Here is a 20701-nt window from a genome sequence, read left to right as displayed (position 1 = left end):
TTGCAGCAGGCCGGTTAGCGCTTCTTCCAAAGCCAGTTCAGCGTTCCGATCAACTCGTCGGCGTCGAGGGGATTTGAGTTCCTGAAAAACATCCTCTTGCCGAGCCGATAGAATTTCAAGGTGATCCGCCTTCCCAATGGCGGCTCGATCGAGAATGGGGAAAAATGCTCCCGCCACAAATCATAGTCGCCCCGCCAATCGTCGCTTCTGTCTCCTTCGGGAGGCGCCAGCAACAGGAAGTCCCGGCCGGGAGCGGCTTGTTCGAGAAGCATCGACAGTTCATCCATATCCCGCCCGGCCACAGGCAAACCAAGAACGAACAGCGTCGTATGACCATTTCGGATCAGTGTCCGCGTCGTCTTGCACCATCGGTCATGGTTTTTTCGGACAGCCGGATAGCGCGCGTCGAGCACCGCTTCGGTAACACCATCCGGGAACAGGTGCTTGTAGCTGGTGCCGAATCGTCGGTTGGAGACCTTGCCGTCGGCGACCTGCAAATCATCGCGCTCGAACATCCCGACAAAATCGCGCCGCAGATAGTCCATCACCACCGCGGGCGGCGTGCCTTGCCAGTCGAAAACACCGCGCCTGCCGCTGACCCTGCCAAAACGCTCGCGGATCTGATGGATTGTCCGGCAGTCGGGGCCAAGACTGACGATTTGTTGGAAAACGCGTGCCATGCCTGAAAAGCTAACCTGACCGTCCAACGGAACGCAACGTCACGCAGAGCCCACTCCGACGTCCCTACCTGACGATCGTCAGCCGCTCGGCCGCCCGCGTGATGGCGGTGTAGAGCCAGCGCTGGCGGGTTTCCTTGAAGGCCCAGCTTTCATCGAACAGCACGATCTCGTTCCACTGCGAGCCCTGTGCCTTGTGCACGGTCAGCGCGTAGCCATAGTCGAAATCGTCGAAGCGCTTCTTCTGCTGCCAGGGGATGTCGGCGTCCGGATCCTCGAAGGCCGCCTTGAGCAGCTTGATCTTGGCGACGCCGCGGTCCGGATCGTCCTCTTCGGGAGAAACCAGCAGATTGATGCCGGGCTTCACCGTTTCGCGCGACGAAGTCATCACCTTCCACAACGAACCGTTGAGCAGGCCCTTGGCCGGATCGTTGCGCAGGCAGACCAGCTTGTCGCCAGCCTGCGGATAGTCGGCATTGAAGCCTTTGAGCTCGCGCAGCCGCTGATTGTAGCGGCGCCGCGTGCGGTTGGTGCCGACCAGCACCTGGTCCGCCTTCAGCACCAGCTCCTGGGTGACGTCTTCCTTGCCGATGACCTGCGCCGTGCCGTAGTCGCCACGCATGAACTCGCGGCCCTCGCGCACATCGAGCGCCAACCGCAGGATCGGGTTGTCGCGCGCCTGCCGGTGGATTTCGGTGAGCAGGAAGTCCGGCTCGTGGTCGGTGAAGAAGCCGCCGCCCGAGATCGGCGGCAACTGGCCGGGGTCGCCGAGTACCAGGATCGGCGTGCCGAAGCTCATCAAATCGCGGCCAAGCTGCTCGTCGACCATGGAACATTCGTCGATGACGACCAGTTTGGCCCGCGAGATCGGGCTCTGCCGGTTGAGCGAAAAGGTCGGCGACATCGAGGTCTTGCCGGTGACCTCGTCCGATACCGATTCCTCGCCCTTCGGCCGATAGATCAGCGAATGAATGGTGCGCGCATTGACCGCGCCCTTGGAGCGCAGCACCTGTGCGGCCTTGCCGGTGAAGGCGGCGAACTGCACCTGGCCGTCGACATGTTCGGCGAAATAACGCGCCAGCGTCGTCTTGCCGGTGCCGGCATAGCCGAACAGCCGGAACAGCTGCGGCCTGCCTTCCTTGAGCCAGCGTGCAACCGATTGCAGCGCCTCGTCCTGTTGGGGAGAGAATTCCATCAGCGCGAGAGACCGGATTCGCAAGGGAAAGACAAGACAGCCGCCACCACCATCGACGCGCCGGGACGTCTCAGCGCCGCCGACGGATCAGGCTATCAGGCAGGAACAAGAACGTAAAGGGAACAAAGAACCAGCCATGCCTCAGTTTGAATTTCGGCTACGGCCGGACGCGATCACTTTGCCGAAATGGTCGACAGTCGATCACCCGCTATGAACGAATTGTTCAGCGTTGTGTCGATTACTGAACGGATGCGTTCCTCTCTTCCGATTTCGCTCTTGTTCTTGGTTGCGGCCGGCGCGGCTTTCGGGCTTCAGGCAATTCCTTGGGTTGGAATCTTTCTGATGTTTCTGGCGGCGCCTTACTGGTCTATCGTTCTTGTGAACGCGGCTATGTTGGGCATCTCATTTGAAGCGTTCAACGGTCGTGTATCACGCTGGTGGTTGATTTTGCCGCTGGCATTTTACGGTGGTTATTATGTCGTTGCGGTGCAAGACCACCTGAAGCTGCACGCGCTTACACAGTCGTTCGACGCGGCCAATGCGCGCGTCACCATACCGTTTGATCCTGCTCATCAGGTGCTCGTTTTCGAGGACGACGGCAGTGATCTCGACCTCACGCAGAACTACACGCTGCCTGTCGCGTACTCTGCCAATTCAAATTTTCCTGAACAACATCTATCCCATCGCATGATGGAGATTTCGGTCTGCACCCAGGTGCGTGAAAGCCGGGCATTGCAGGCCGCCTTTGTCCACGCTTTTGGCTTTTTCGACGGAGACGGCATCGGCGCCAGACGAATGGAAGAACGTTTCTGCGCGTTGTCGATGCCGGAAAGACCAATTGCACCGCAGGTGCGGGTATCCCACAAGGAGGAAAAGGCATTCGAAGGATGGTTGCCTGTCACCCGTACCACAAGGACAATCACCACACCTGACGGACAGAGCTTTCATCTCCTGGATGGCGTTGCGGCGCCGCTCAGCTGGATCCCAATGCCGGTCATGGGATGCGCACTCAATTCGGGCGCGCCAAGCTGGGACTGCGTCGCCGGGTTCCGGCGCGATGGCTTCACTCCCATTGTGTCAGGCAAGACGCGATATGGTCGAGGTTCCGCTGTGCTCGCCAATGCGTTGGGCCTGAAACCCGTCGCGATTGCTGACCGCCGAAGCGGCGACGCAGCCCCCATCCTGGCAAAGATCGCATTTGTGGAGCAAGAGACGCTAACCCGCCAACTTGCAAATATCGACTTGATGATTGCCGATCCGCTGGCCAAGGTCGTCGATTGGCAGGTCGGCGTCGTCTCGGCCCATCCTGAAATTCTGGACTCTCATGCCGACGCGATCATGACGGGGATCGAACGTGCTGCGGGTGTCGAAGGCAAAGATCGATATCGCGCACGAGAAAGCGGTCGCATCCTTGCCGGACTGCTGGCCTATCTGCCTCATGATCGACTCGTCGCGTTTGGCCCCCGGCTTCTCGTGCTCTATGCCCGTGCAGACGATAAACACTGGCTATGGGAGGCAGGCACCCTGATCAGGCGGCTGGGCGATCTAGGGACCGATGCGCTGCCCTATCTTGTCAACCCCCGCGCACTGTCCCCCTCGATCGACAAAGCAGGTATCGAAGGTCTCTGTCGGGTTGGTTCGCCTGGCCGCGCCGTTGCCGAACCTGTTTTGCTGGCGATGTGGACGAGCCCGAACAACAACTTCACCCGAGATGATTTGAGCGCGCTGTTGGTCGCAATGCGCCGCATCGGCATCTCGCCACCGCTATTGGCAGAGGACAAGCGTAACCCACATGGCGAGCTGCAAACTGAATGGGCCGACATATCGTCTTCCTCCCCGGCCAGGGTTTGTGCGACGAGGGCAGAGCGACAGGCGCGCCGCCAGGAAAAGCACGGCAGCAAGCGCCTTACAAATCTCGACTAATCGTGCGGACTTGGCATCGCACACATAATCCTGAAGGTCCGCAAGGGGTGGAAAGCAGCCACTCGACTGATATCGGCCGCCTATCCACCACGACCTATCCGGTCTGGCCGCTACGACCTGCGGTCGAGCTGGGGGTCGTTCTCCAGCAGGATCGGCTTGCCGTGTGGGGTAGCATGTGCGGCGCGCTCCCAGGCCTCAGCCATCGCGTCAACGTCGGACTTGGCGGCCAGCCCTTTTGAGACCAGAAGACCTTCCAGCGCCGCCAGCCAATGTTCGTAGTAGTCATGGCCGTCAGCCGCGGCGCCCGGTCTCTTCACTTCGTTCGACAGCGCCTGCGCCCACTCGCTCCACGAAAACAGGCCCTTGTCGTGCAACGCCACCGTCATGGCGAAGGCTTCGGCCTGCCATGGCTCGGCAAATACAGGCGCATCGACGCCCGGCGGTGACTCAGCCAAATCCGTGTCACGTCGGTTCAAGATAGCTCTCCCAGGCATCGATCGACACAACAAGCGTCGGGTCGGCGCCCTCGCCCCAGATTTCCGATCCTTCGAAAACCACGGTATAGACCCGTTGCGGGTTTTCGCCTTGGCCATGCGCGTTCGAGTCGGGGAACACGAACCCATCGCGCACGGCCTCGATCGTTCCATGCTTGCCACGGGCGTAGCGTGGCAGCCGCGTGTGGCCGGTCGGGTTGAAGTTCTTGGTCCGCACGGGATCGCCGGCCTTGAACCGCGCCGGCGTCGCAACTGGCCGGTCGCAAGGCCCGCCCTTGGCCAGCACACCAGGTACGTTTTCGGCCTTCAGCACCCTTTTGGGAGTCGCTGACGGATCGACCGCCCGGCCCCCGGCCAGGTCGCGCTCGCTGACGAAGCCATGGCGCTCGAGCAGCACCTCCAGCGCCTTGATCCAGATCTCGTAGTAGCTCGACGCATAATAGTCGGCCGGATGCAGCGATTCCCGCGCGTGCCGGCTCTCGTCGATGTTCCACGCGCCCATGGCGCCGGCGGTCAGCGTCACGCCGAGCGCGCGCCTTTCCCAGGCGGCATGAAAATAGGGCTCGTCTTTCTCCGGCGCGACCGGGCCGAACCCCATCTGTCCGCCAAGATCCTGCGGCCCGTTCATGCCGGCTGCCTCGCCAGGCCGGTGCCGATCATCGCATCGCGGCTCACCAGATCGGCCAAGCGTTCCTCGCTCCAGCCCTCGGTGCTCTCGGGCCGCATCGGCACGACGAGATAGCGCAACTCCGCGGTCGAATCCCAGACGCGGATCTTCTTGTCCGCCGGCAGCGTCAGCCCGAACTCTTCCAGCACCCCGCGCGGATCGATGACGGCGCGCGAACGATAGGGCGGCGCCTTGTACCAGACCGGCGGCAGGCCGAGCACCGACCACGGATAGCAGGAGCACAGCGTACAGACGACGAGATTGTGCGTATCCTCGGTGTTGAACACCGCCTGCATATGCTCGCCCTGACGGCCGGTGTAGCTGAGCGACCCAATCGCCGCGGTCGCGTCGCGCTTCAGCCAGTCGGCATAGGCTGGATCACTCCACGCTTTCGCCACCACCCTGGCGCCGTTGCGCGGGCCGATTTTCGTCTCGTAAGTATCGACGATGACGTCGATCGCAGCCGGATCGATCAGCCCCTTCTGGGTGAGGATGGTTTCCAATGCGCGCACGCGGGCGGCAAACGGATCGAGTTCGTTGTCGTGGTCATGATCATGTGACATGGCCGCAAATTACGTTTCCAGTGACGCTGCCGCAAGCACGACGGTTTAGGCCAGCGGATCATGGCGACGGCCCTACCCCTATTCGGCGGCCGCCCGCTGCGGTTCGGGCAGCATTTCTTCCCTGGGCTTGAACAGCGACGGCTGGTCGACATCTTCGACCGGACCCGGCTCGCCCTTGCGCTTCGACCAAAGCCCGACCAGCCAGCCCGAGAAATTCTCCATGTAGACATAGATCACCGGCGTCACGAACAAGGTCAGCGCCTGCGAGGCGAGCAGACCGCCGACAACGGCAACGCCCAGCGGCTGGCGCAGCTCGGCGCTGGCGCCGGTGCCGAGCGCGATCGGAAACGTGCCCATCAGTGCCGCCAGCGTCGTCATCATGATCGGCCTGAAACGCATCAGGCACGCCTTGTGGATGGACTCCTTGGCGGACATGCCTTCTCGTCGCAGTTCGAGCGCGACGTCGACCATCATGATGCCGTTCTTCTTGACGATGCCGATCAGCATCAGGATGCCGATAACCGCGATGACAGACAGGTCCATGCCGGCGAAGCGCAAGGCAACGACCGCCCCGAGCACGGCCGACGGCAGGCCGGTGAGGATTGTGAGCGGGTGGATGAAGCTCTCATACAGGATGCCGAGCACGATATAGATGGTCAGGATCGCTCCGCCGACCAGAAGACCCTGGTTGGCCAGCGAATCCTGGAAGGTCTTGGCCGTGCCGGCAAAGGTCGTCGAGATCGCCGTCGGCATGCCGATCTGCTCTTTCAGCGCGTTGATGCGCGTCACGCTGTCACCCAGCGCCACCCCCTGCGGCAGGTTGTAGGAGATCGTCACCGCCGGAAGCTGGCCGAGCTGGTTGACCGTCAGGGCGCCTGCCGTGCGATCGACCCGGGCGAAGGCGCCAAGCGGAACCAGACTGCCGCTCGCCGTCCTCATCTGGATGGCGAGCATCCGCTCGGGCGACCATTCGATCTTGGGATCGAGCTCGGTGATGACTTCGTAGCTGTCGGCCGAACCGAAGATTGTCGAAACCTGGTCTGTGCCGAACCCGCCATAGAGGGCGGAGCGCAGCGTGTCGGTGTCGATGCCAAGCTGGGCGGCCTTGTCGCGATCCACCACCAGCGTCGCCTGCAGCGCGTTGTTCTGCAGGTCGCTGGTGACGTCGGTGAAATTCGTATGGTCGGCCGCCATCGCGTCGTTCAGCTTTTGCGCCCAGGTGTCGGTCAGTCCAGTGTCTAGCCCTTGAACCACAAGCTGGTAGGCGCTGGCCGACGAGCGCGAACCCAACCTCAGGTTCTGAACCGGCTGCATGTAGGTCTCGATACCCGCCACGCCAGCCAGTTGCTTGCGCAGATCCGCAAGCACCTTCTCGATATCGGGACGATGGTCCTTGCCCTTGAGCTGGACGAAGAGCTGCCCCTGGTTGAGCGCATTGTTGCCGCTGCCCGCCGACCACGCCACATGGTCCACATAGGGCGAATGCGAGAAGACGGTGGCGACCTGCCCTTGCAGCTTGGACATGGCGTCGAACGAGATGTCCTGGCGCGCGATGGTCGTCACCGAGATCTGGCCGATGTCCTCCTGCGGGAAGAAGCCCTTCGGCGAGACCTCGATCAGCCACACCGACGCTGCCGCGGTACCGACGAAGACGAGGAACACCAGGAAGGTGTGCCGCAGGCAGAAACTCAAGACCCGGTCGTAGCCGCGTGTGACGAGGTCCTGCTTATGGCCAGGGCCATGCGCGTCGCGATCGGCCTTGGTCACCGACAGCAGCCGCGAGCACAGCATCGGCGTCAGCGTCAGCGACACGAACATCGACGCCAGGATGGCGACCGTCACCACGACGGCGAACTCGTTGAAGATGCGCCCGATGACGCCGCCCATCAGCAGCACCGGGATGAACACCGCCACCAGCGAGATCGAGATCGAGATGATGGTGAAGCCGATTTCGCGCGCGCCCTTCAGCGACGCATCGAAGGCCGACAGCCCATCCTCCTCCATATGGCGGAAGATGTTTTCCAGCATGACGATGGCATCGTCGACGACGAGGCCGACCGCAAGCGTCAGGCCCATCAGCGAGATGTTGTCGATGGAAAAGCCGAACAGGAACATCGCGCCGAGCGTGGCGATCAGCGAGATCGGCACCGCCACGGCCGGGATGATGGTCGCCGTCACCCGGCGCAGGAACACGAAGATCACCATCACCACCAGCGCGATGGTCAAAAGCAGGGTGAACTGCACGTCGTCGACAGCCTGGCGGATCGAGGACGAACGGTCGTTGAGCAGCTTGATCGAGGCGGCGGCCGGCATCTGGTCCTGGAAGGACGGCAGCATCGCCTTGACCTTGTCGACGACGTCGACCGTGTTGGCGTCGGGCTGGCGCTGCACGGCCATGATGATAGCCCGGGTACCATCGTACCAACTTGCGGTCGTGGTGGTCTGCACCGAATCGACGACGCGGGTCACCTCGCCCAGCCGTACCGGATGACCGTTCTTGGTGGCGATGATGATGTTGGAGAAGCCGGCCGCGTCGTTGAGCTGCGTGTTGGCTGTGATGGTGAGCTGCTGCTTGTCGTTCTGCAGCACGCCGAGCGGCGTGTTGCTGTTGGCCGACGCGATCGCCGTCTGCAGCTGGTCGATCGAGATGCCGCGCGCGGCAAGCGCGGTCGGATCGATCTGGATGCGCACCGCGTATTTCTGTTGGCCGAAGATCGAGACCTGCGCCACCCCGTCGATGGTCGACAGCGACGGCGAGATGACGTTTTCCGCGAAAGCATCGAGATCGGTCAGCGGAACCGTGTCGCTGACCAGCGACATCAGCAGGATCGGCGCGTCGGCCGGATTGACCTTGCGATAGCTCGGCGGCGCCGTCATCTGCGGCGGGAGCGATTTCTGCGTGCGCGCGATCGCCGCCTGCACGTCGGCCGCTGCCGCGTCGATGTCACGGTTGAGCACGAACTGGATGGCGATCGAGGTCTGGCCAAGCGAGTTCGTGGTTGAAATGGAATCGATGCCAGCGATGGTCGCGAACTGCTTGATCAGCGGCGTCGCCACCGATGTGGCCATGGTTTCCGGCGAAGCGCCAGGCAGCGAGGCCGAGACATTGACCACCGGGAATTCGGCGCTTGGGAGTGCTGCCACCGGCAGGAACTTGTAGGCAAACAGCCCGCCCAGCACGAGGGCGAACGACATCAGAAGGGTGGCGACGGGCCTGCGAATGCAGAATTCGGAGATCATCGGGCCGCCTCGCCGGCGTTGGTCGCCTCGGCCACCTTGGGCGCGGCAGCACTCGCCGTGGCCTTGCCTTCATGCACGGCGGCGCCGTCCTTCAGCCTTGTCTGGCCTTCGGTAACAACCTTCTCACCGCTTTTCAGCCCCTGGCTGATGGCGCTGTTCTCGCCTTCGGTCAGCGCCACTTGCACCGGCCGCATCTCGACGGTGTTGTCCGGCTTGACCACATAGACGAACGGCCCCTTCTGGCTGGGCTGCACCGCGACCGTCGGAACCGATGTCATCTGCGGCATGATGCCGGCGTCGAGCACGACATTCACATACTGGCCCGGCCACAACGAAAGATCGGCATTGGGTATGCTGGCTCTCGTTGCGATGGTGCCGGAAGCGGTGTCGACGCTGGAGTCGACGAAATCGAGCGTACCCTTGCCGATCGGCGTCGGGTCACCATCCTTGGTCAGGGTCACAGCCCCTTGCGTCGGCGCCGCCAATGCCTTGTGCAACAGCGCCAGATTGCTCTCGGGAAGATTGAAGTTGACCTGCAGCGGGTCCATCTGGGTGATGGTCACCAGCGGGGTCGCCGTGCTGCTGTTGCCATTGCTGGTGGTAACGAGGTCGCCGACGGCGACGCTGACAGCACCCAGCCTGCCGGAAATCGGCGCCGTGATCGTGGCAAAGCCAAGCTGGACGTTGTCGGCGTCGATTGTCGCCTTGTCGGCATCGACGGTCGCCGCGGCAGCCTTCGCCGCAGCGACGGCCTGGTCGTAGGTCTGCTGCGTGCCGGCCTGCTTGGCGACCAGATCCTTGGCGCGCTGGAGATCGGACTGCGAGCTGGCGAGCATCGCCTGGTCCTTGGCGAGCGTCGCCTGGTCCTTGGCAAGCTGCGCCTTCAGCGCCCGATCATCGAGCGAAAACAGAACGTCGCCGGTCTTCACCATCTGTCCGTCCTTGACGTCGATCGAGACGATCTGGCTGGACACACGGGCGTTGATGCTGACGACGGCGGGAGAGGAGACGAAGCCGATCGCGTAACGCCGGATCGGGAAATCGGCGGTCGTTGCCGTCGCGGAGACGATCGAGGCCGAGCGGGCGGCACTGCCGCCACCTGCCGACTTGCCCCCGGCTGCCGGCTTGTCGGTTGCCGGTTTGTCCGCCGCCGCGACCTGCTTTGCGCCGATGAGTTGCTGAACCCTGCTCAGCGCGTCCGGAGACAGATAGAGCCAGGCCGCACCGACGCAGGCGACCGCAAGCAATGAAAGAATGACTTTTCCACGCATCGACAAAAGGCCCTCTCTGTCCGACACGCCATAGCCAGGTGGTCGTATTCTATCGCAAATCACGGCCCGTTGCCGCGATTTCGCCGAATAGATAGGACACGCCTTTGTCGGAAAAGGGCCAAAACACGGCATTACGAAGATTTAATGTGCACTGCACAATGGATGTGCAACACGGGTCGATACGACAAATTCAACATGGTGAGGGGGCGATCACACGTGGCGGGTTAGCCAGCGAGGCGCGCCTCGGCATAATTGTCCTTTGGTGCAGCCCCAGCCGTCAACCTGAGCCCGAGCGCCTTCATGACGCCGAGCAGGGTTGAAAGCTTAGGATCACCCTTGTCGCTCAGCGCCTTGTACAGCGCCTCACGTGTGACGCCAGCATCCTTGGCAATGGATGTCATGCCCCGAGCCCTGGCCACGTTGCCGAGCGCATGGGTGATAATGGCAGGATCGCCGTCTTCGAAGGCCGCCTCGATATAGGCAAAGATTGCCTCCTCGCTGTCGAGAAATTCGGAAGCGTCCCATTTGGTGGTTTCGACGGTCATTGGACCTCCTTCGCCATGCTGATGGCTTTCTCTGATGTCAGCCTTTTGCGATGACTTATCACCACCGCAGAGCAGAATGATGATCGTGTTGCCTGTCTTGACGAAATAGACGCGATAGCCCGGGCCATGGTCGACCCGCAATTCGCCGATGCCGTCGAAGAACTTGGCATCGCCGAGATTGCCAAGCTCCACACGATCGATCCGGACCTGAATGCGCGCCTTGGCCCGCATGTCCTTGAGGGACTTGAACCAGTCCGCGAATTCAGCAGTTTTGCGGACTTCGATCATGGGCATTTGTAATCCACAATTCACACACAGTCAAACGGATCGTGAATTGCAGTTCACATAATGCTCGTACTTTCACGCCACGTCAGCGCTTCAAAGCCGCTCAAACCTACCTCAGCATCGGCCAAAGCGTCGCCGCCAGCAGCACGCCCATGGCGATGTTGAACCATTTCAGCCGCACCGGGTCCGACAGGAAACCGCGTAGCGCGGTGCCGAAACCCGCCCATACCGAGACGCTCGGCAAATTGACGATGGTGAAGGCTACCGAGATCAACACCACCGACAGGAACGGATGCTCCGGATTGGTGTAGACGGCCATGGCGGTGATCGCCATCACCCATGCCTTGGGATTGACCCACTGGAACGCCGCCGCATCGATGAAGCGCATCGGCTGCGCCTTCACCTCGCCCTTGCCGGTGAGTGAGCGCGACATGGCGATCTTCCAGGCAAGATAGAGCAGATAGGCGCCGCCGGCGATCTTCAATCCGGTGTGCAGCGCCGGGAACGCCGTCAGCACAGCGCCGAGGCCGAGGCCCACGGCGACCAGCAGCACCAGGAAACCGATGCTGATGCCAAGCATGTGTGGAACCGATCTGACGAGGCCGAAATTCACGCCCGATGCCAGAAGCATGAGATTGTTCGGCCCCGGCGTGATCGACGTCACGAAAGCGTAGACAAGCAGGGCAAGGAATGCGTCAAGCGACATGATATCCTCCCTGGTAAGTCAGCACTATTGTCTCTTCCCGGCGACCGCACAAAGGCCACGGACCGCCCACAGCGGGGCCAGAATCCTCCCCTTTTTCAGAGGCGCGAGGCCCGGCGCTTGCCTCCGAAGTCCTACATCGCCTGTGGGCCGCGGTTCAACGCCGCCACGCCGGTGCGGCAGATTTCGACCAGGCCGAGCGGCTTCATGATGGCGATGAACTGGTCGATCTTGGAGCCCTTGCCGGTGATCTCGAAGATGAAATGCTCGGTGTTGGCATCGATGACGCTGGCGCGGAACGCGTCGGCCAGCCGCAGCGCCTCGACGCGGGCCTCGCCGGTGCCGGCAACCTTGACCAGCGCCAGTTCGCGCTCCAGCGGCCGCTCCTGGCCGGATTCATGCGAACGCACGGTCAGGTCGACGACGCGGTGCACCGGCACGATGCGCTCGAGCTGATGCTTGATCTGCTCCAGCACATGCGGCGTGCCGCGCGTCACGATGGTGATGCGCGACAGGTGCTTCTCATGTTCGGTCTCGGAGACGGTCAGGCTTTCGATGTTGTAGCCGCGCCCGGAAAAGAGGCCGATGACCCGGGCAAGCACGCCCGGCTCGTTGTCGACCAACACGGAAAGCGTGTGGTTTTCAGGCTTTTCCGTTTCCTTGGCGATGAAATAGGCCGAACCGGTCGGCTGTAGCTGTGCGTTCATGACATGAATCTCGATTTCAAGCTCTTGAGCTAATTCTCTGTTTGCGCACGGCTTCTCGCGACAGCCCTGCCTCGATCTGCTGGCTACACCAGTTCCCTGCCCTTGGCGTCGATGGCGTTGGCCACCGCCTCGTCGGTCGCCTCGTCGGGCAACAGCATCTCGTTGTGCGCCTTGCCCGACGGGATCATCGGGAAGCAGTTGGCGAGCGTCGCCACGCGGCAATCGAACAGCACCGGCTTCTTCACCGCAATCATCTCCTTGATCGCGTCGTCCAGTTCATCCGGCTTCTCGCAGCGAATGCCGTGGCCGCCATAGGCCTCGGCCAGCTTGACGAAGTCCGGCATCGCTTCGGTGTAGGAATGCGACAACCGGTTGCCGTGCAGCAGCTGCTGCCATTGCCGCACCATGCCCATATACTGGTTGTTGAGGATGAAGATCTTGATCGGCGCATTGTGCTGCACGGCAGCGCTCATCTCCTGCATCGTCATCTGCACCGAAGCATCGCCGGCGATGTCGATAACAAGTGCGTCCGGATGCGCGATCTGCACGCCGAGTGCCGCGGGCAGCCCGTAACCCATCGTGCCCAGTCCGCCCGACGTCATCCAGCGGTTCGGCTTTTCGAAATGATAGTGCTGCGCCGCCCACATCTGGTGCTGGCCGACCTCGGTGGTGATGTAGGTGTCCATGTCCTTGGTCAGCGCGTAGAGCCGCTCGATCGCGTATTGCGGCATGATCACGTCGTTGTTCATCTTGTAGGCGAGCGAGTCGCGCGCACGCCATTTGGCGATCTGCTCCCACCAGGGGTAGAGCGCCTTCTTGTCGGCCTTGGCGCTCGCCCGCCACAGCCGCACCATGTCCTCCAGCACCCGGCCGACATCGCCGATGATCGGCACCTCGGTGTGGACGTTCTTGTTGATCGACGACGGATCGATGTCGATGTGGATCTTCTTCGAATTCGGCGAGAACGCCGTCAGCCGCCCGGTGATGCGGTCGTCGAAACGCGCGCCGATGCAGATCATCACGTCGCAATCGTGCATGGCCATGTTGGCTTCGTAGGTGCCGTGCATGCCGAGCATGCCCATCCAGTTCTTGCCCGATGCCGGATAGGCACCGAGGCCCATCAGCGTCGAGGTGATCGGGAAACCGGTGAGATCGACCAGTTCGCGCAGCAGATGGCTCGCCTCCGGGCCGGAATTGATGACGCCGCCGCCGCTATAGATGATCGGCTTCTTGGCGCCGGCCATCAGTTCGACCGCCGCCTTGATCTTCTCCAGATCGCCCTGGACCTTGGGTTGGTAGCTGGTGCGCGGCGCGATCTGCGGGGGGACGTAGAATCCCTTGGCGAACTGCACATCCTTCGGGATGTCGACGACGACCGGACCGGGACGGCCGGTGGTCGCGACATGGAAAGCCTCGTGGATGGTCGCGGCGAGTTCGTTGACGTCCTTCACCAGCCAGTTGTGCTTGGTGCAGGGGCGCGTGATGCCGACCGTATCGCATTCCTGGAACGCGTCGGAGCCGATCAGCGAGGTCGGCACCTGCCCTGTCAGGCAGACCAGCGGGATCGAATCCATCAGCGCATCCTGCAGCGGCGTCACGGCGTTGGTGGCGCCGGGGCCCGAGGTCACCAGCATCACGCCGGCCTTGCCGGTCGAGCGCGCATAGCCTTCCGCCGCATGGCCGGCGCCCTGCTCGTGGCGCACCAGGATGTGCTCGACCTCGTCCTGCTGAAAGATCTCGTCATAGATCGGAAGGACAGCGCCGCCCGGATAGCCGAAGACATGCTTGACGCCATTGTCCTTCAGCGCCTGCACCACCATTTCGGCGCCCGTCATTTCGCGCCGCTCGTTCTGTCCGTTGCTCATCGGTCTGGTCCCGTACTGTCGCCATTTGGGCGTTGCTGGTCGTTTAGTCGTGTTTCAGGCAATAAAAAAGGCCCCCTAGGGAGCCTGTGTCTTGCGCATGGGGGGTTTTCGCCCGGCGGTTACACCGCCTTGCCCACGCGCTTTCCTACGAGAATGAGTGCCGTTTTCATGGTGGCGGACACTAAGGGCGGGAAAGGCAGCCTGTCAACGGGAAAAATCGCGCCGGCGATGAAGACACTTCATGGCTCGGCAAATGGCCATCACGATCGCGCGACGGACGCCCGCAAGGGCGCCCCCAAACCGGGTCCGGAAGCGTGCTCTTAAGATAAGCCGTTGAAACCGTTCAAAACTATGGTGGGGCGTGACGAGGGCGGCCATCTCTGCCGATACTTGCTCGTCCGGCCGGCACGTCCGGCGGAGCCACCATGACGATCTGGATTTCACGGGAGGAAACCTGATGCTCGACAAGGCCCCTAGCAAGAAACTGTCCGACCTGCTCGACCAATTCGGCGCTGCCCTGGCCGCCAATGACATCGAGAAAGCGGTCGATTGCTTTCAGGAGGATTGCTACTGGCGCGACCTCGTCACCTTCACCTGGAATATCAAGACCATGGAAGGCCGCGACCAGGTCCGCGACATGCTGAAAAGCCAGTTGTCGAAGACCAGGCCGTCGCATTTTGCCATCGCCAAGGGCGAGGACGCGACCGAGAGCGGCGGGTTGATCGAGGGCTGGATCAGCTTCGAGACGGAGGTGGCGCGCGGCTTCGGTCATATCAGGCTGAAGGACGGCAAGATCTGGACGCTGCTGACCACCATGGCCGAGTTGAAAGGCCACGAGGAGCCGGCGGGTTTCGCGCGGCCGATGGGCGCCAAACACGGCTCGGGCAAGAACCGTCCGACATGGAAGGAAGAGCGCGAGAAGGAGGCCGCCGAACTCGGCTTCAAGACGCAGCCCTATACGGTCATCATCGGTGGCGGCCAGGGCGGCATCGCGCTTGGCGCACGGCTGCGGCAGCTCGGTGTGCCAACCATCATCATCGAGAAGAACGAGCGGGCCGGCGACAGCTGGCGCAAGCGCTACAAGTCGCTCTGCCTGCATGACCCGGTCTGGTACGACCATCTGCCCTATATCGACTTCCCGAAGAACTGGCCGGTCTTCTCGCCCAAGGACAAGATCGGCGACTGGCTGGAAATGTACACCAAGGTGATGGAGCTGAACTACTGGTCCTCGACAGAGGCCAAGAGCGCTTCCTATGACGACAAGAAGAAGGAATGGACCGTCATCGTCCACCGCGACGGCAAGGACATCACGCTGAAGCCGAAGCAGCTGGTGCTGGCGACCGGACAGTCCGGCAAGGCCAATCTGCCGAAATTCAAGGGGATGGAGACCTTCAAGGGCGACCAGCACCACTCCTCAAGGCATCCGGGTCCCGACGCCTATGCCGGCAAAAAGGCCGTTGTCATCGGATCCAACAATTCCGCCCATGACATCGCCGCGGCACTTTGGGAAGCCGGCGCAGACGTCACCATGGTGCAGCGCTCGAGCACCCACATCTCCAGATCCGACACGTTGATGGAAATCGGACTGGGTTCGCTCTATTCGGAGCAGGCGCTGCAGAATGGCATCACCACGGCCAAGGCCGACCTGATCTTTGCTTCGTTGCCCTACAAGATCCTGCATGAGTTCCAGATCCCGGCCTATGCCGAAATGAAGAAACGCGACGCGGCATTCTACAAGGGACTGGAAAAGGCCGGTTTCATGCTCGACTGGGGCGATGACGAGTCTGGCCTGTTCATGAAGTACCTCAGGCGCGGCTCTGGCTATTACATCGATGTTGGCGCCTCGCAACTGGTCATCGATGGTTCGATCAAGCTGAAAAGCGGCGTCGACGTCAAAGAGATCAAGGAGCATTCGGTCCTGCTCTCCGATGGATCGGAACTGCCCGCGGACCTCATCGTCTACGCCACCGGCTACGGCTCGATGAACGGCTGGGCCGCCGATCTGATATCGCGCGAAACCGCCGACAAGGTCGGCAAATGCTGGGGCCTGGGCTCGGACACCACCAAGGATCCAGGCCCCTGGGAAGGCGAGTTGCGCAACATGTGGAAGCCGACGCAACAGGAAGCGCTGTGGTTCCACGGCGGCAATTTGCACCAGTCGCGCCACTATTCGCAATTCCTGTCGCTGCAATTGAAGGCGCGGCACGAAGGCATCGCGACGCCGGTCTACGGGCTGCAGCAGGTCCACCATAAGGGATAACCGGCCGACAAGACACCAAGAAGGGAGGTGCGGCCAATGCCGCACCTCCAACCTGGGTCCACCCTCAGGCGGTGGCTTGAAAATTCCTGACAACCCGTTGCAGCAGCGGGACATAGTCACGAAACGTTCGTGTCTTCATGTTGGCGATCTTGCCACTTTCATCCCAGATGCGGACCCGGACCGCTTCCCCGTGGAAGGGATTCTTGCGGAACTCCGCCACCTCCTCGGCGCTCATCGGTCCACCCTGAAGCGACAGCGTGTGGACCGAGGCCGGCGAAAGCTTGCCGAAATAGGTCGGGTCGGTGGCGCAGAGATAGCGCTTGGCCGCGACATGCAGCCTGACGCATTCGACGATGACCGGCGGAAAGAACGGCGCCAGCACCTCGCCGCCGGCCTCGTCATGATGCTTGTCCTCGACATCGTCGGGCGAATAGGTGCCGAACTCGCTGGTGTAGTGGCCGATGTCGTGCAGCAGGGCCGCCGCCACCAGCTCGTCCGGCGCGCCGTCCTGTTCGGCGAACCAGGCGCCCTGCAGCATGTGCTCGGACATGGTGACGGGTTCACCGAGATAGGATTCCGCACCCCGGCGCTCGAAGATGTCGGCGATGAACTCGACGATGGTGTCCGCGTTCAGATCCTGGCCGCTCATTCCGCCGCCTCCTTGAACCCGTGCTCGATCGCCGCGAGCGTCGACAGCAGACCGTCCTTGTCGGCGTAACAGCCCTGCAGCCAACGTTTGCCGGTGCCGGAAAACGCCTTGCGCGCATGCATGACGCGCGTGTTGTCGACGATGAACGCCTGCCCCGCTTCGAGCTTGAACGTCACTTCGAAGGACGGATCCTCGATCAGCTCGGCAAATCTGCGATAGGCGGCGTAGTAAGCCTCCATGTCGGCGAACGGCACGTCGACCGTCGGCGCCAGCGAACGGTTGTTGAAGCGGATGCAGATCAGTTCGCCATCGGGTCCAAGCTCGATCATCGGCCGCTTCGCCTGCAGCCGCACGCCGGAAGAGCCGGCATATTCGAAGCGCGCGGGGTATGAACTCAACAGCCGGAAGCCTTCGGGATTCTCAGCCTGCAGCGCTGCCGCGACGGCAAAACCGTCGACGACGCTGGACTCGCCACCCTCAACCGTATTTTCGATGCAGGACAGGATTTGTAGTGTCGGCACCGGGTCGCGATAGGGATTGTCGGTGTGTGCCTGCAGGCCGAGATTCGTGTAGGCGAGATTGCTCGGATTGACCTCGGCGCGCACCTCGAACCAGCGCCCGTAATTGGTTTCCCTGATGTAGCCGAACAGATCGGACACCTTGCAAAGCGCCCCGGATTCGGTGGGCAGATCGTCCATCACCGCGAAGCCATAGGTTTTCACCGCCGACAGCCATTGCCGCAAGACGGCGCGGTCGCGGCTGGCGGCAGGGTAGCCGGCACGCGGCACCGAATTCTGCATGGTGGCCTTGGTCCATCGCACGGTGTCCTCGCCTGTCCAGCCGCGCTGGCGAGCGGCGTCGCGATCATAGGCGTTTGCGCTCAGCCATGCCGCCGGGAAACTCACCGTTTTTTGCTCGGGCACGAAGCTGACCTCCAGGGCGTCGCCCTTGATCGACGCCGCGCCGATCCTGGTCTCGGCGGGAATATCGAGAATGGTGATGAGCCGTTGGCCGTTGCCGGCGCTGCGCGTCTTGTCGTCCGGCGCATTGTCGCGCAGCCACATGGCGTGAAAGCGGGTGCGTGTCCCATCCTGCCAGCCAAGTTCGATTGTTCTGCCTTCGTCGCCGATCAGCGCGTGGGTAAGCATGGAAATCCGTTCCTGTCCGCTACGCCTGCGGTCCGATCCGCAGGGTTTCGATTGCATGTTGATCGCGCGGCAGGCATAACTCAAATTATCATTTTTTGGCCAATGACCATAGAATTCTAATGGCTCGAACAAACCCGCCCTTGCCGCCGCTCGACTGGCTGCGCAGTTTCGAGGCCGCGGCGCGGCTGTCGAACTTCACCGCGGCGGCAGCCGAGCTTGGCCTGACCCAGGCAGCCGTCAGCCAGCACATCCGGTTTCTCGAGGAGCGGCTGAAGACACGTCTGTTTTCGCGGCTGGCGCGCGGCGTCGCGCTGTCGCCAGAGGGCGCAGCCTACCTGCCCCACATCCAGTCGGCCTTCGCCACCATCGGCAGCAGCACCGCGGAACTGTTCGAGCCGCGCGCCGTCCAGACCGTCTCGATCCGCGCGCCGATCTCCTTTGCCTTGTTGATGCTCGCCCCTGCGCTGCCCGATCTGGCGAAGGCACTGCCCCGCATCCAGCTTGACCTGGTGACGATCCATCGCCCAACCGACTATGACCTGCCGGGCTCGGTGCTCGACATCCGTTTTGGCAACGGGTCCTTTCCCGACCGCGATGCCGACAGGCTGACCGCCGAGCGGCTCGTACCAGTGGTGGCGCCGGCGCTCGCCGGCGACGCAGACTGGACCTCCCTGCCGCTGCTTCTGGTTGCCGGCGCACGCGAGATGTGGGCGGAATGGTTCGCCGCCGCCGGGTTGGCTGGCCACCCCAGGCGATCGCACCGCTTCGATAGTTTCGTCGTCGCCATGGAAGCGGCCAGCGCCGGCGCCGGCGTGTTGTTGGGCTCGCGGCCCCTGGTCGATGCGGCGCTCGACAGCAAGACGCTGGTCAGGCTTTCCGACTTCGAACTCGTGAGCACATCGGGGCATTTTCTGACCAAGGCGTCGACCGCGCGCCTGACCGGTGCTGAGCGGGATTTCCGCCAGTGGCTGCTGTCGCGCCTCTCCGCGCCGGCATGACCGGTTACGAGATTGGCCCGATCCGCTTCCAGTAGATGAGTGTGCCGGTCAGCCCGCCATGCGGCTTCAGGGCATAGTCCGGTATTTCGCCGGTCAGCGTGAAACCCAACCGCTCATAGAGGCCGGAAGCGCCTTCATCGGTAGCCGTGTCCAGAACCAGCAGCGTGCGACCCTTCTCAACGGCAAGGCTCTCGGCGGCCTGCATCAAGCGCGTTCCCACGCCCCTGCCCCGGTAATCGACTGATGTCATCAGCTTGGCGATTTCGGCCCGGTGCGGCTGGTTGGGCGGGCAGTCGAGCAGCAAGGTCACGGTGCCGACCAGGACCTCGCCGTCCCAGGCGCCAAGCACCGTCCTCTCCCCTCTGTCCGCCGCAGCCAGCGATTGCTCCCAGAATGCCCTTGCTGCCTGCGGCGCCAGCGGATGCATGAAGCTGACAGATCCCCCGGCCGCCACCGTTGCGACCAGCAATTCGGCCAGCATGTCTTGCGTCCTGGCAGCCGGGGTCAGTGTTCCGATCTCGATCGAGTTCATGCGCACGATGTCCTGTGATTTGCGTAGATGCGAGCGCATTCCATCAGTCCAGATGGCGCGCGCGGCGTCGCTTTCGCGCTGCCTTGATGGCGCTGATGCGTTCGGTGTCTTCTTCCCTGAGATGCCGCCCGCGCTCCAGAATCTCAAGCGTGTACTCCTCATAGGTCAGGCCCAGCCGCTCTGCTCTGTCCATGCGCAGCAGCATGACCTCGCGGCTAGGCGCCTTCCACGCCTTGGCATGGGCAGCCTGCCAGGCAAGGAAGATGTAGGGATCGCCCTTGCCCCATGGCGGCCCCTTGTACTCATCGAGAGGCGGCCCCCCATTGTGGGAGCGCTTTGGTCGTCTCGCCATGATGTCAGCCCCTGACCAGCGCGACGAGATAGTCGGCGCCGGGCTCCAGGGCATGGAAGGTGCAGTCCGACGGCGCCCCAAGCGCCAGGCAATCGCCTGGTTCGAGCCCGTGCACCACATCGCCCTCGGTGAATTCGAGCCGCCCGGAAATCAGCCATATCTGCTGCTTGATGAAGGCATAGGAGGCGGCCGGGAAGCTGACCTTGGCGCCCGCCGGCAGCTGCACCCTGATCAGTTCGAGCGGCATGTCGGAAGCCGGCGAAAGGTGCCGTCTGACATAGCCGGTACCGGGATCGCGCCACACCGGCTGGTCGGCCTCGCGCAGCAGCCCGCCCCCCTGCAACTCCGCGCGCGCTATCAAGGTTGACAGCGTCATCCCGAAGGCCGACGCAATGCGCACCAGAAGAGCCGCCGTCGGACTGGTCTTGCCGCGCTCGATCGTGCTGAGCATCGCCTTCGAGACGCCGGAACGCTCCGCCAGTTCGGCCAGAGACCAGTCCCGCATGATCCTTTCGGCGTGTATCCTTCGGCCGATCGTCGAGGAAATATCGTTCGCTATACCATCCATTCGTCTATTATAGTGAAATATCGACGTCGGAAAAGAGCCGCCTCGCGACAATTTTCACG

General features: G+C 62.5%; 19 protein-coding genes. 3 read left to right on the top strand and 16 right to left on the bottom strand.

Features of this window, described 5'->3' with window-relative positions; genetic code table 11:
• Positions 1–14 precede the first annotated feature (14 nt).
• Entirely contained in the window at positions 15–680 is a 666-nt protein-coding gene (locus tag ACZ89F_RS10995; RefSeq protein WP_476091804.1) for a hypothetical protein, read from the bottom strand.
• 64 nt (positions 681–744) lie between these two features.
• On the bottom strand, positions 745–1872 hold the full coding sequence (locus ACZ89F_RS10990) for an ATP-dependent DNA helicase (protein WP_476091802.1): 1128 nt from the start codon (positions 1870–1872) through the stop codon (positions 745–747).
• Positions 1873–2082: 210 nt separating this feature from the next.
• Here ACZ89F_RS10990 and ACZ89F_RS10985 point away from each other — a divergent pair, with 210 nt between their 5' ends.
• Positions 2083–3795, top strand: coding sequence for a hypothetical protein (locus ACZ89F_RS10985; protein WP_476091800.1), 1713 nt, complete (start codon positions 2083–2085; stop codon positions 3793–3795).
• A gap of 110 nt (positions 3796–3905) precedes the next feature.
• Here the strand turns inward: ACZ89F_RS10985 and ACZ89F_RS10980 are convergent, their stop codons facing one another.
• The 9 genes from ACZ89F_RS10980 to ACZ89F_RS10940 form a co-directional block, all read right to left on the bottom strand.
• Positions 3906–4271 carry a nitrile hydratase accessory protein gene (locus ACZ89F_RS10980; protein WP_476091798.1) on the bottom strand — a complete coding sequence of 122 codons (366 nt, stop codon included), beginning with the start codon at positions 4269–4271 and terminating at the stop codon, positions 3906–3908.
• Positions 4258–4917, bottom strand: coding sequence for a nitrile hydratase subunit beta (gene nthB / locus ACZ89F_RS10975; protein WP_476091796.1), 660 nt, complete (start codon positions 4915–4917; stop codon positions 4258–4260). Before nthB ends, ACZ89F_RS10980 begins: the two co-directional genes overlap by 14 nt.
• Positions 4914–5519: a nitrile hydratase subunit alpha gene (gene nthA, locus ACZ89F_RS10970; protein WP_476091794.1), complete on the bottom strand. Its 606-nt coding sequence runs from the start codon at positions 5517–5519 to the stop codon at positions 4914–4916. The genes nthB and nthA overlap by 4 nt, the downstream gene beginning before the upstream one ends.
• 78 nt (positions 5520–5597) lie before the next feature.
• Positions 5598–8759, bottom strand: coding sequence for an efflux RND transporter permease subunit (locus tag ACZ89F_RS10965; protein WP_476091792.1), 3162 nt, complete (start codon positions 8757–8759; stop codon positions 5598–5600).
• Positions 8756–10030 (bottom strand): efflux RND transporter periplasmic adaptor subunit, encoded by a 1275-nt coding sequence (locus ACZ89F_RS10960; RefSeq protein ID WP_476097261.1) that lies wholly within the window; start codon positions 10028–10030, stop codon positions 8756–8758. The genes ACZ89F_RS10965 and ACZ89F_RS10960 overlap by 4 nt, the downstream gene beginning before the upstream one ends.
• Before the next feature lie 224 nt (positions 10031–10254).
• A complete protein-coding gene (locus ACZ89F_RS10955) occupies positions 10255–10869 on the bottom strand; it encodes an addiction module antidote protein (protein WP_476091790.1) in 615 nt (204 codons plus the stop codon).
• A 100-nt stretch (positions 10870–10969) separates the two neighbouring features.
• Positions 10970–11566, bottom strand: a complete 597-nt coding sequence (locus ACZ89F_RS10950) for a LysE family translocator (RefSeq protein ID WP_476091788.1) — start codon at positions 11564–11566, stop codon at positions 10970–10972.
• A 131-nt stretch (positions 11567–11697) separates the two neighbouring features.
• Entirely contained in the window at positions 11698–12270 is a 573-nt protein-coding gene (ilvN, locus tag ACZ89F_RS10945) for an acetolactate synthase small subunit (RefSeq protein WP_023757090.1), read from the bottom strand.
• A gap of 83 nt (positions 12271–12353) precedes the next feature.
• Positions 12354–14135, bottom strand: coding sequence for an acetolactate synthase 3 large subunit (locus tag ACZ89F_RS10940; protein WP_476091786.1), 1782 nt, complete (start codon positions 14133–14135; stop codon positions 12354–12356).
• A 457-nt stretch (positions 14136–14592) separates the two neighbouring features.
• Between ACZ89F_RS10940 and ACZ89F_RS10935 the strand changes: the two genes are divergently transcribed.
• Complete coding sequence (locus tag ACZ89F_RS10935) at positions 14593–16395, top strand: NAD(P)-binding domain-containing protein (protein WP_476091784.1); 1803 nt, start codon at positions 14593–14595, stop codon at positions 16393–16395.
• Positions 16396–16459: 64 nt separating this feature from the next.
• Here ACZ89F_RS10935 and tmpB read toward each other — a convergent pair whose 3' ends face one another.
• Both tmpB and tmpA read right to left on the bottom strand, forming a co-directional pair.
• A complete protein-coding gene (tmpB, locus tag ACZ89F_RS10930; RefSeq protein ID WP_476091782.1) occupies positions 16460–17044 on the bottom strand; it encodes a (R)-1-hydroxy-2-trimethylaminoethylphosphonate oxygenase in 585 nt (194 codons plus the stop codon).
• A complete protein-coding gene (gene tmpA / locus ACZ89F_RS10925) occupies positions 17041–18192 on the bottom strand; it encodes a 2-trimethylaminoethylphosphonate dioxygenase (RefSeq protein WP_476091781.1) in 1152 nt (383 codons plus the stop codon). The genes tmpB and tmpA overlap by 4 nt, the downstream gene beginning before the upstream one ends.
• Positions 18193–18311: 119 nt before the next feature.
• Here tmpA and ACZ89F_RS10920 point away from each other — a divergent pair, with 119 nt between their 5' ends.
• A complete protein-coding gene (locus ACZ89F_RS10920; RefSeq protein WP_476091779.1) occupies positions 18312–19190 on the top strand; it encodes a LysR family transcriptional regulator in 879 nt (292 codons plus the stop codon).
• Between the two features lie 4 nt (positions 19191–19194).
• Here the strand turns inward: ACZ89F_RS10920 and ACZ89F_RS10915 are convergent, their stop codons facing one another.
• Genes ACZ89F_RS10915 through ACZ89F_RS10905 form a run of 3 tightly spaced genes read right to left on the bottom strand, consistent with a single transcriptional unit; the run spans position 19195 to position 20642 of the window.
• Positions 19195–19722 carry a GNAT family N-acetyltransferase gene (locus ACZ89F_RS10915; protein ID WP_476097260.1) on the bottom strand — a complete coding sequence of 176 codons (528 nt, stop codon included), beginning with the start codon at positions 19720–19722 and terminating at the stop codon, positions 19195–19197.
• A 43-nt stretch (positions 19723–19765) separates the two neighbouring features.
• On the bottom strand, positions 19766–20074 hold the full coding sequence (locus ACZ89F_RS10910; protein ID WP_476091777.1) for a hypothetical protein: 309 nt from the start codon (positions 20072–20074) through the stop codon (positions 19766–19768).
• 4 nt (positions 20075–20078) lie between these two features.
• Complete coding sequence (locus ACZ89F_RS10905; protein WP_476091775.1) at positions 20079–20642, bottom strand: helix-turn-helix domain-containing protein; 564 nt, start codon at positions 20640–20642, stop codon at positions 20079–20081.
• Positions 20643–20701: the final 59 nt, after the last annotated feature.

This window comes from Mesorhizobium sp. USDA 3734, from assembly GCF_056279665.1.
The sequence above is the reverse complement of the archived record's forward strand: the minus strand, read 5'-3'. Positions and strand labels throughout refer to the sequence as shown.

Bases quoted from the DNA above. Each gene is read 5' to 3' on its own strand.
- ACZ89F_RS10995 (WP_476091804.1), bottom strand. From the start codon at position 680: ATGGCACGCGTTTTCCAACAAATCGTCAGTCTTGGCCCCGACTGCCGG.
- ACZ89F_RS10990 (WP_476091802.1), bottom strand. From the start codon at position 1,872: ATGGAATTCTCTCCCCAACAGGACGAGGCGCTGCAATCGGTTGCACGC.
- ACZ89F_RS10985 (WP_476091800.1), top strand. From the start codon at position 2,083: ATGAACGAATTGTTCAGCGTTGTGTCGATTACTGAACGGATGCGTTCC.
- nthB (WP_476091796.1), bottom strand. From the start codon at position 4,917: ATGAACGGGCCGCAGGATCTTGGCGGACAGATGGGGTTCGGCCCGGTC.
- nthA (WP_476091794.1), bottom strand. From the start codon at position 5,519: ATGTCACATGATCATGACCACGACAACGAACTCGATCCGTTTGCCGCC.
- ACZ89F_RS10965 (WP_476091792.1), bottom strand. From the start codon at position 8,759: ATGATCTCCGAATTCTGCATTCGCAGGCCCGTCGCCACCCTTCTGATG.
- ACZ89F_RS10960 (WP_476097261.1), bottom strand. From the start codon at position 10,030: ATGCGTGGAAAAGTCATTCTTTCATTGCTTGCGGTCGCCTGCGTCGGT.
- ACZ89F_RS10955 (WP_476091790.1), bottom strand. From the start codon at position 10,869: ATGCCCATGATCGAAGTCCGCAAAACTGCTGAATTCGCGGACTGGTTC.
- ACZ89F_RS10950 (WP_476091788.1), bottom strand. From the start codon at position 11,566: ATGTCGCTTGACGCATTCCTTGCCCTGCTTGTCTACGCTTTCGTGACG.
- ilvN (WP_023757090.1), bottom strand. From the start codon at position 12,270: ATGAACGCACAGCTACAGCCGACCGGTTCGGCCTATTTCATCGCCAAG.
- ACZ89F_RS10940 (WP_476091786.1), bottom strand. From the start codon at position 14,135: ATGAGCAACGGACAGAACGAGCGGCGCGAAATGACGGGCGCCGAAATG.
- ACZ89F_RS10935 (WP_476091784.1), top strand. From the start codon at position 14,593: ATGCTCGACAAGGCCCCTAGCAAGAAACTGTCCGACCTGCTCGACCAA.
- tmpB (WP_476091782.1), bottom strand. From the start codon at position 17,044: ATGAGCGGCCAGGATCTGAACGCGGACACCATCGTCGAGTTCATCGCC.
- tmpA (WP_476091781.1), bottom strand. From the start codon at position 18,192: ATGCTTACCCACGCGCTGATCGGCGACGAAGGCAGAACAATCGAACTT.
- ACZ89F_RS10920 (WP_476091779.1), top strand. From the start codon at position 18,312: ATGGCTCGAACAAACCCGCCCTTGCCGCCGCTCGACTGGCTGCGCAGT.
- ACZ89F_RS10915 (WP_476097260.1), bottom strand. From the start codon at position 19,722: ATGAACTCGATCGAGATCGGAACACTGACCCCGGCTGCCAGGACGCAA.
- ACZ89F_RS10910 (WP_476091777.1), bottom strand. From the start codon at position 20,074: ATGGCGAGACGACCAAAGCGCTCCCACAATGGGGGGCCGCCTCTCGAT.
- ACZ89F_RS10905 (WP_476091775.1), bottom strand. From the start codon at position 20,642: ATGGATGGTATAGCGAACGATATTTCCTCGACGATCGGCCGAAGGATA.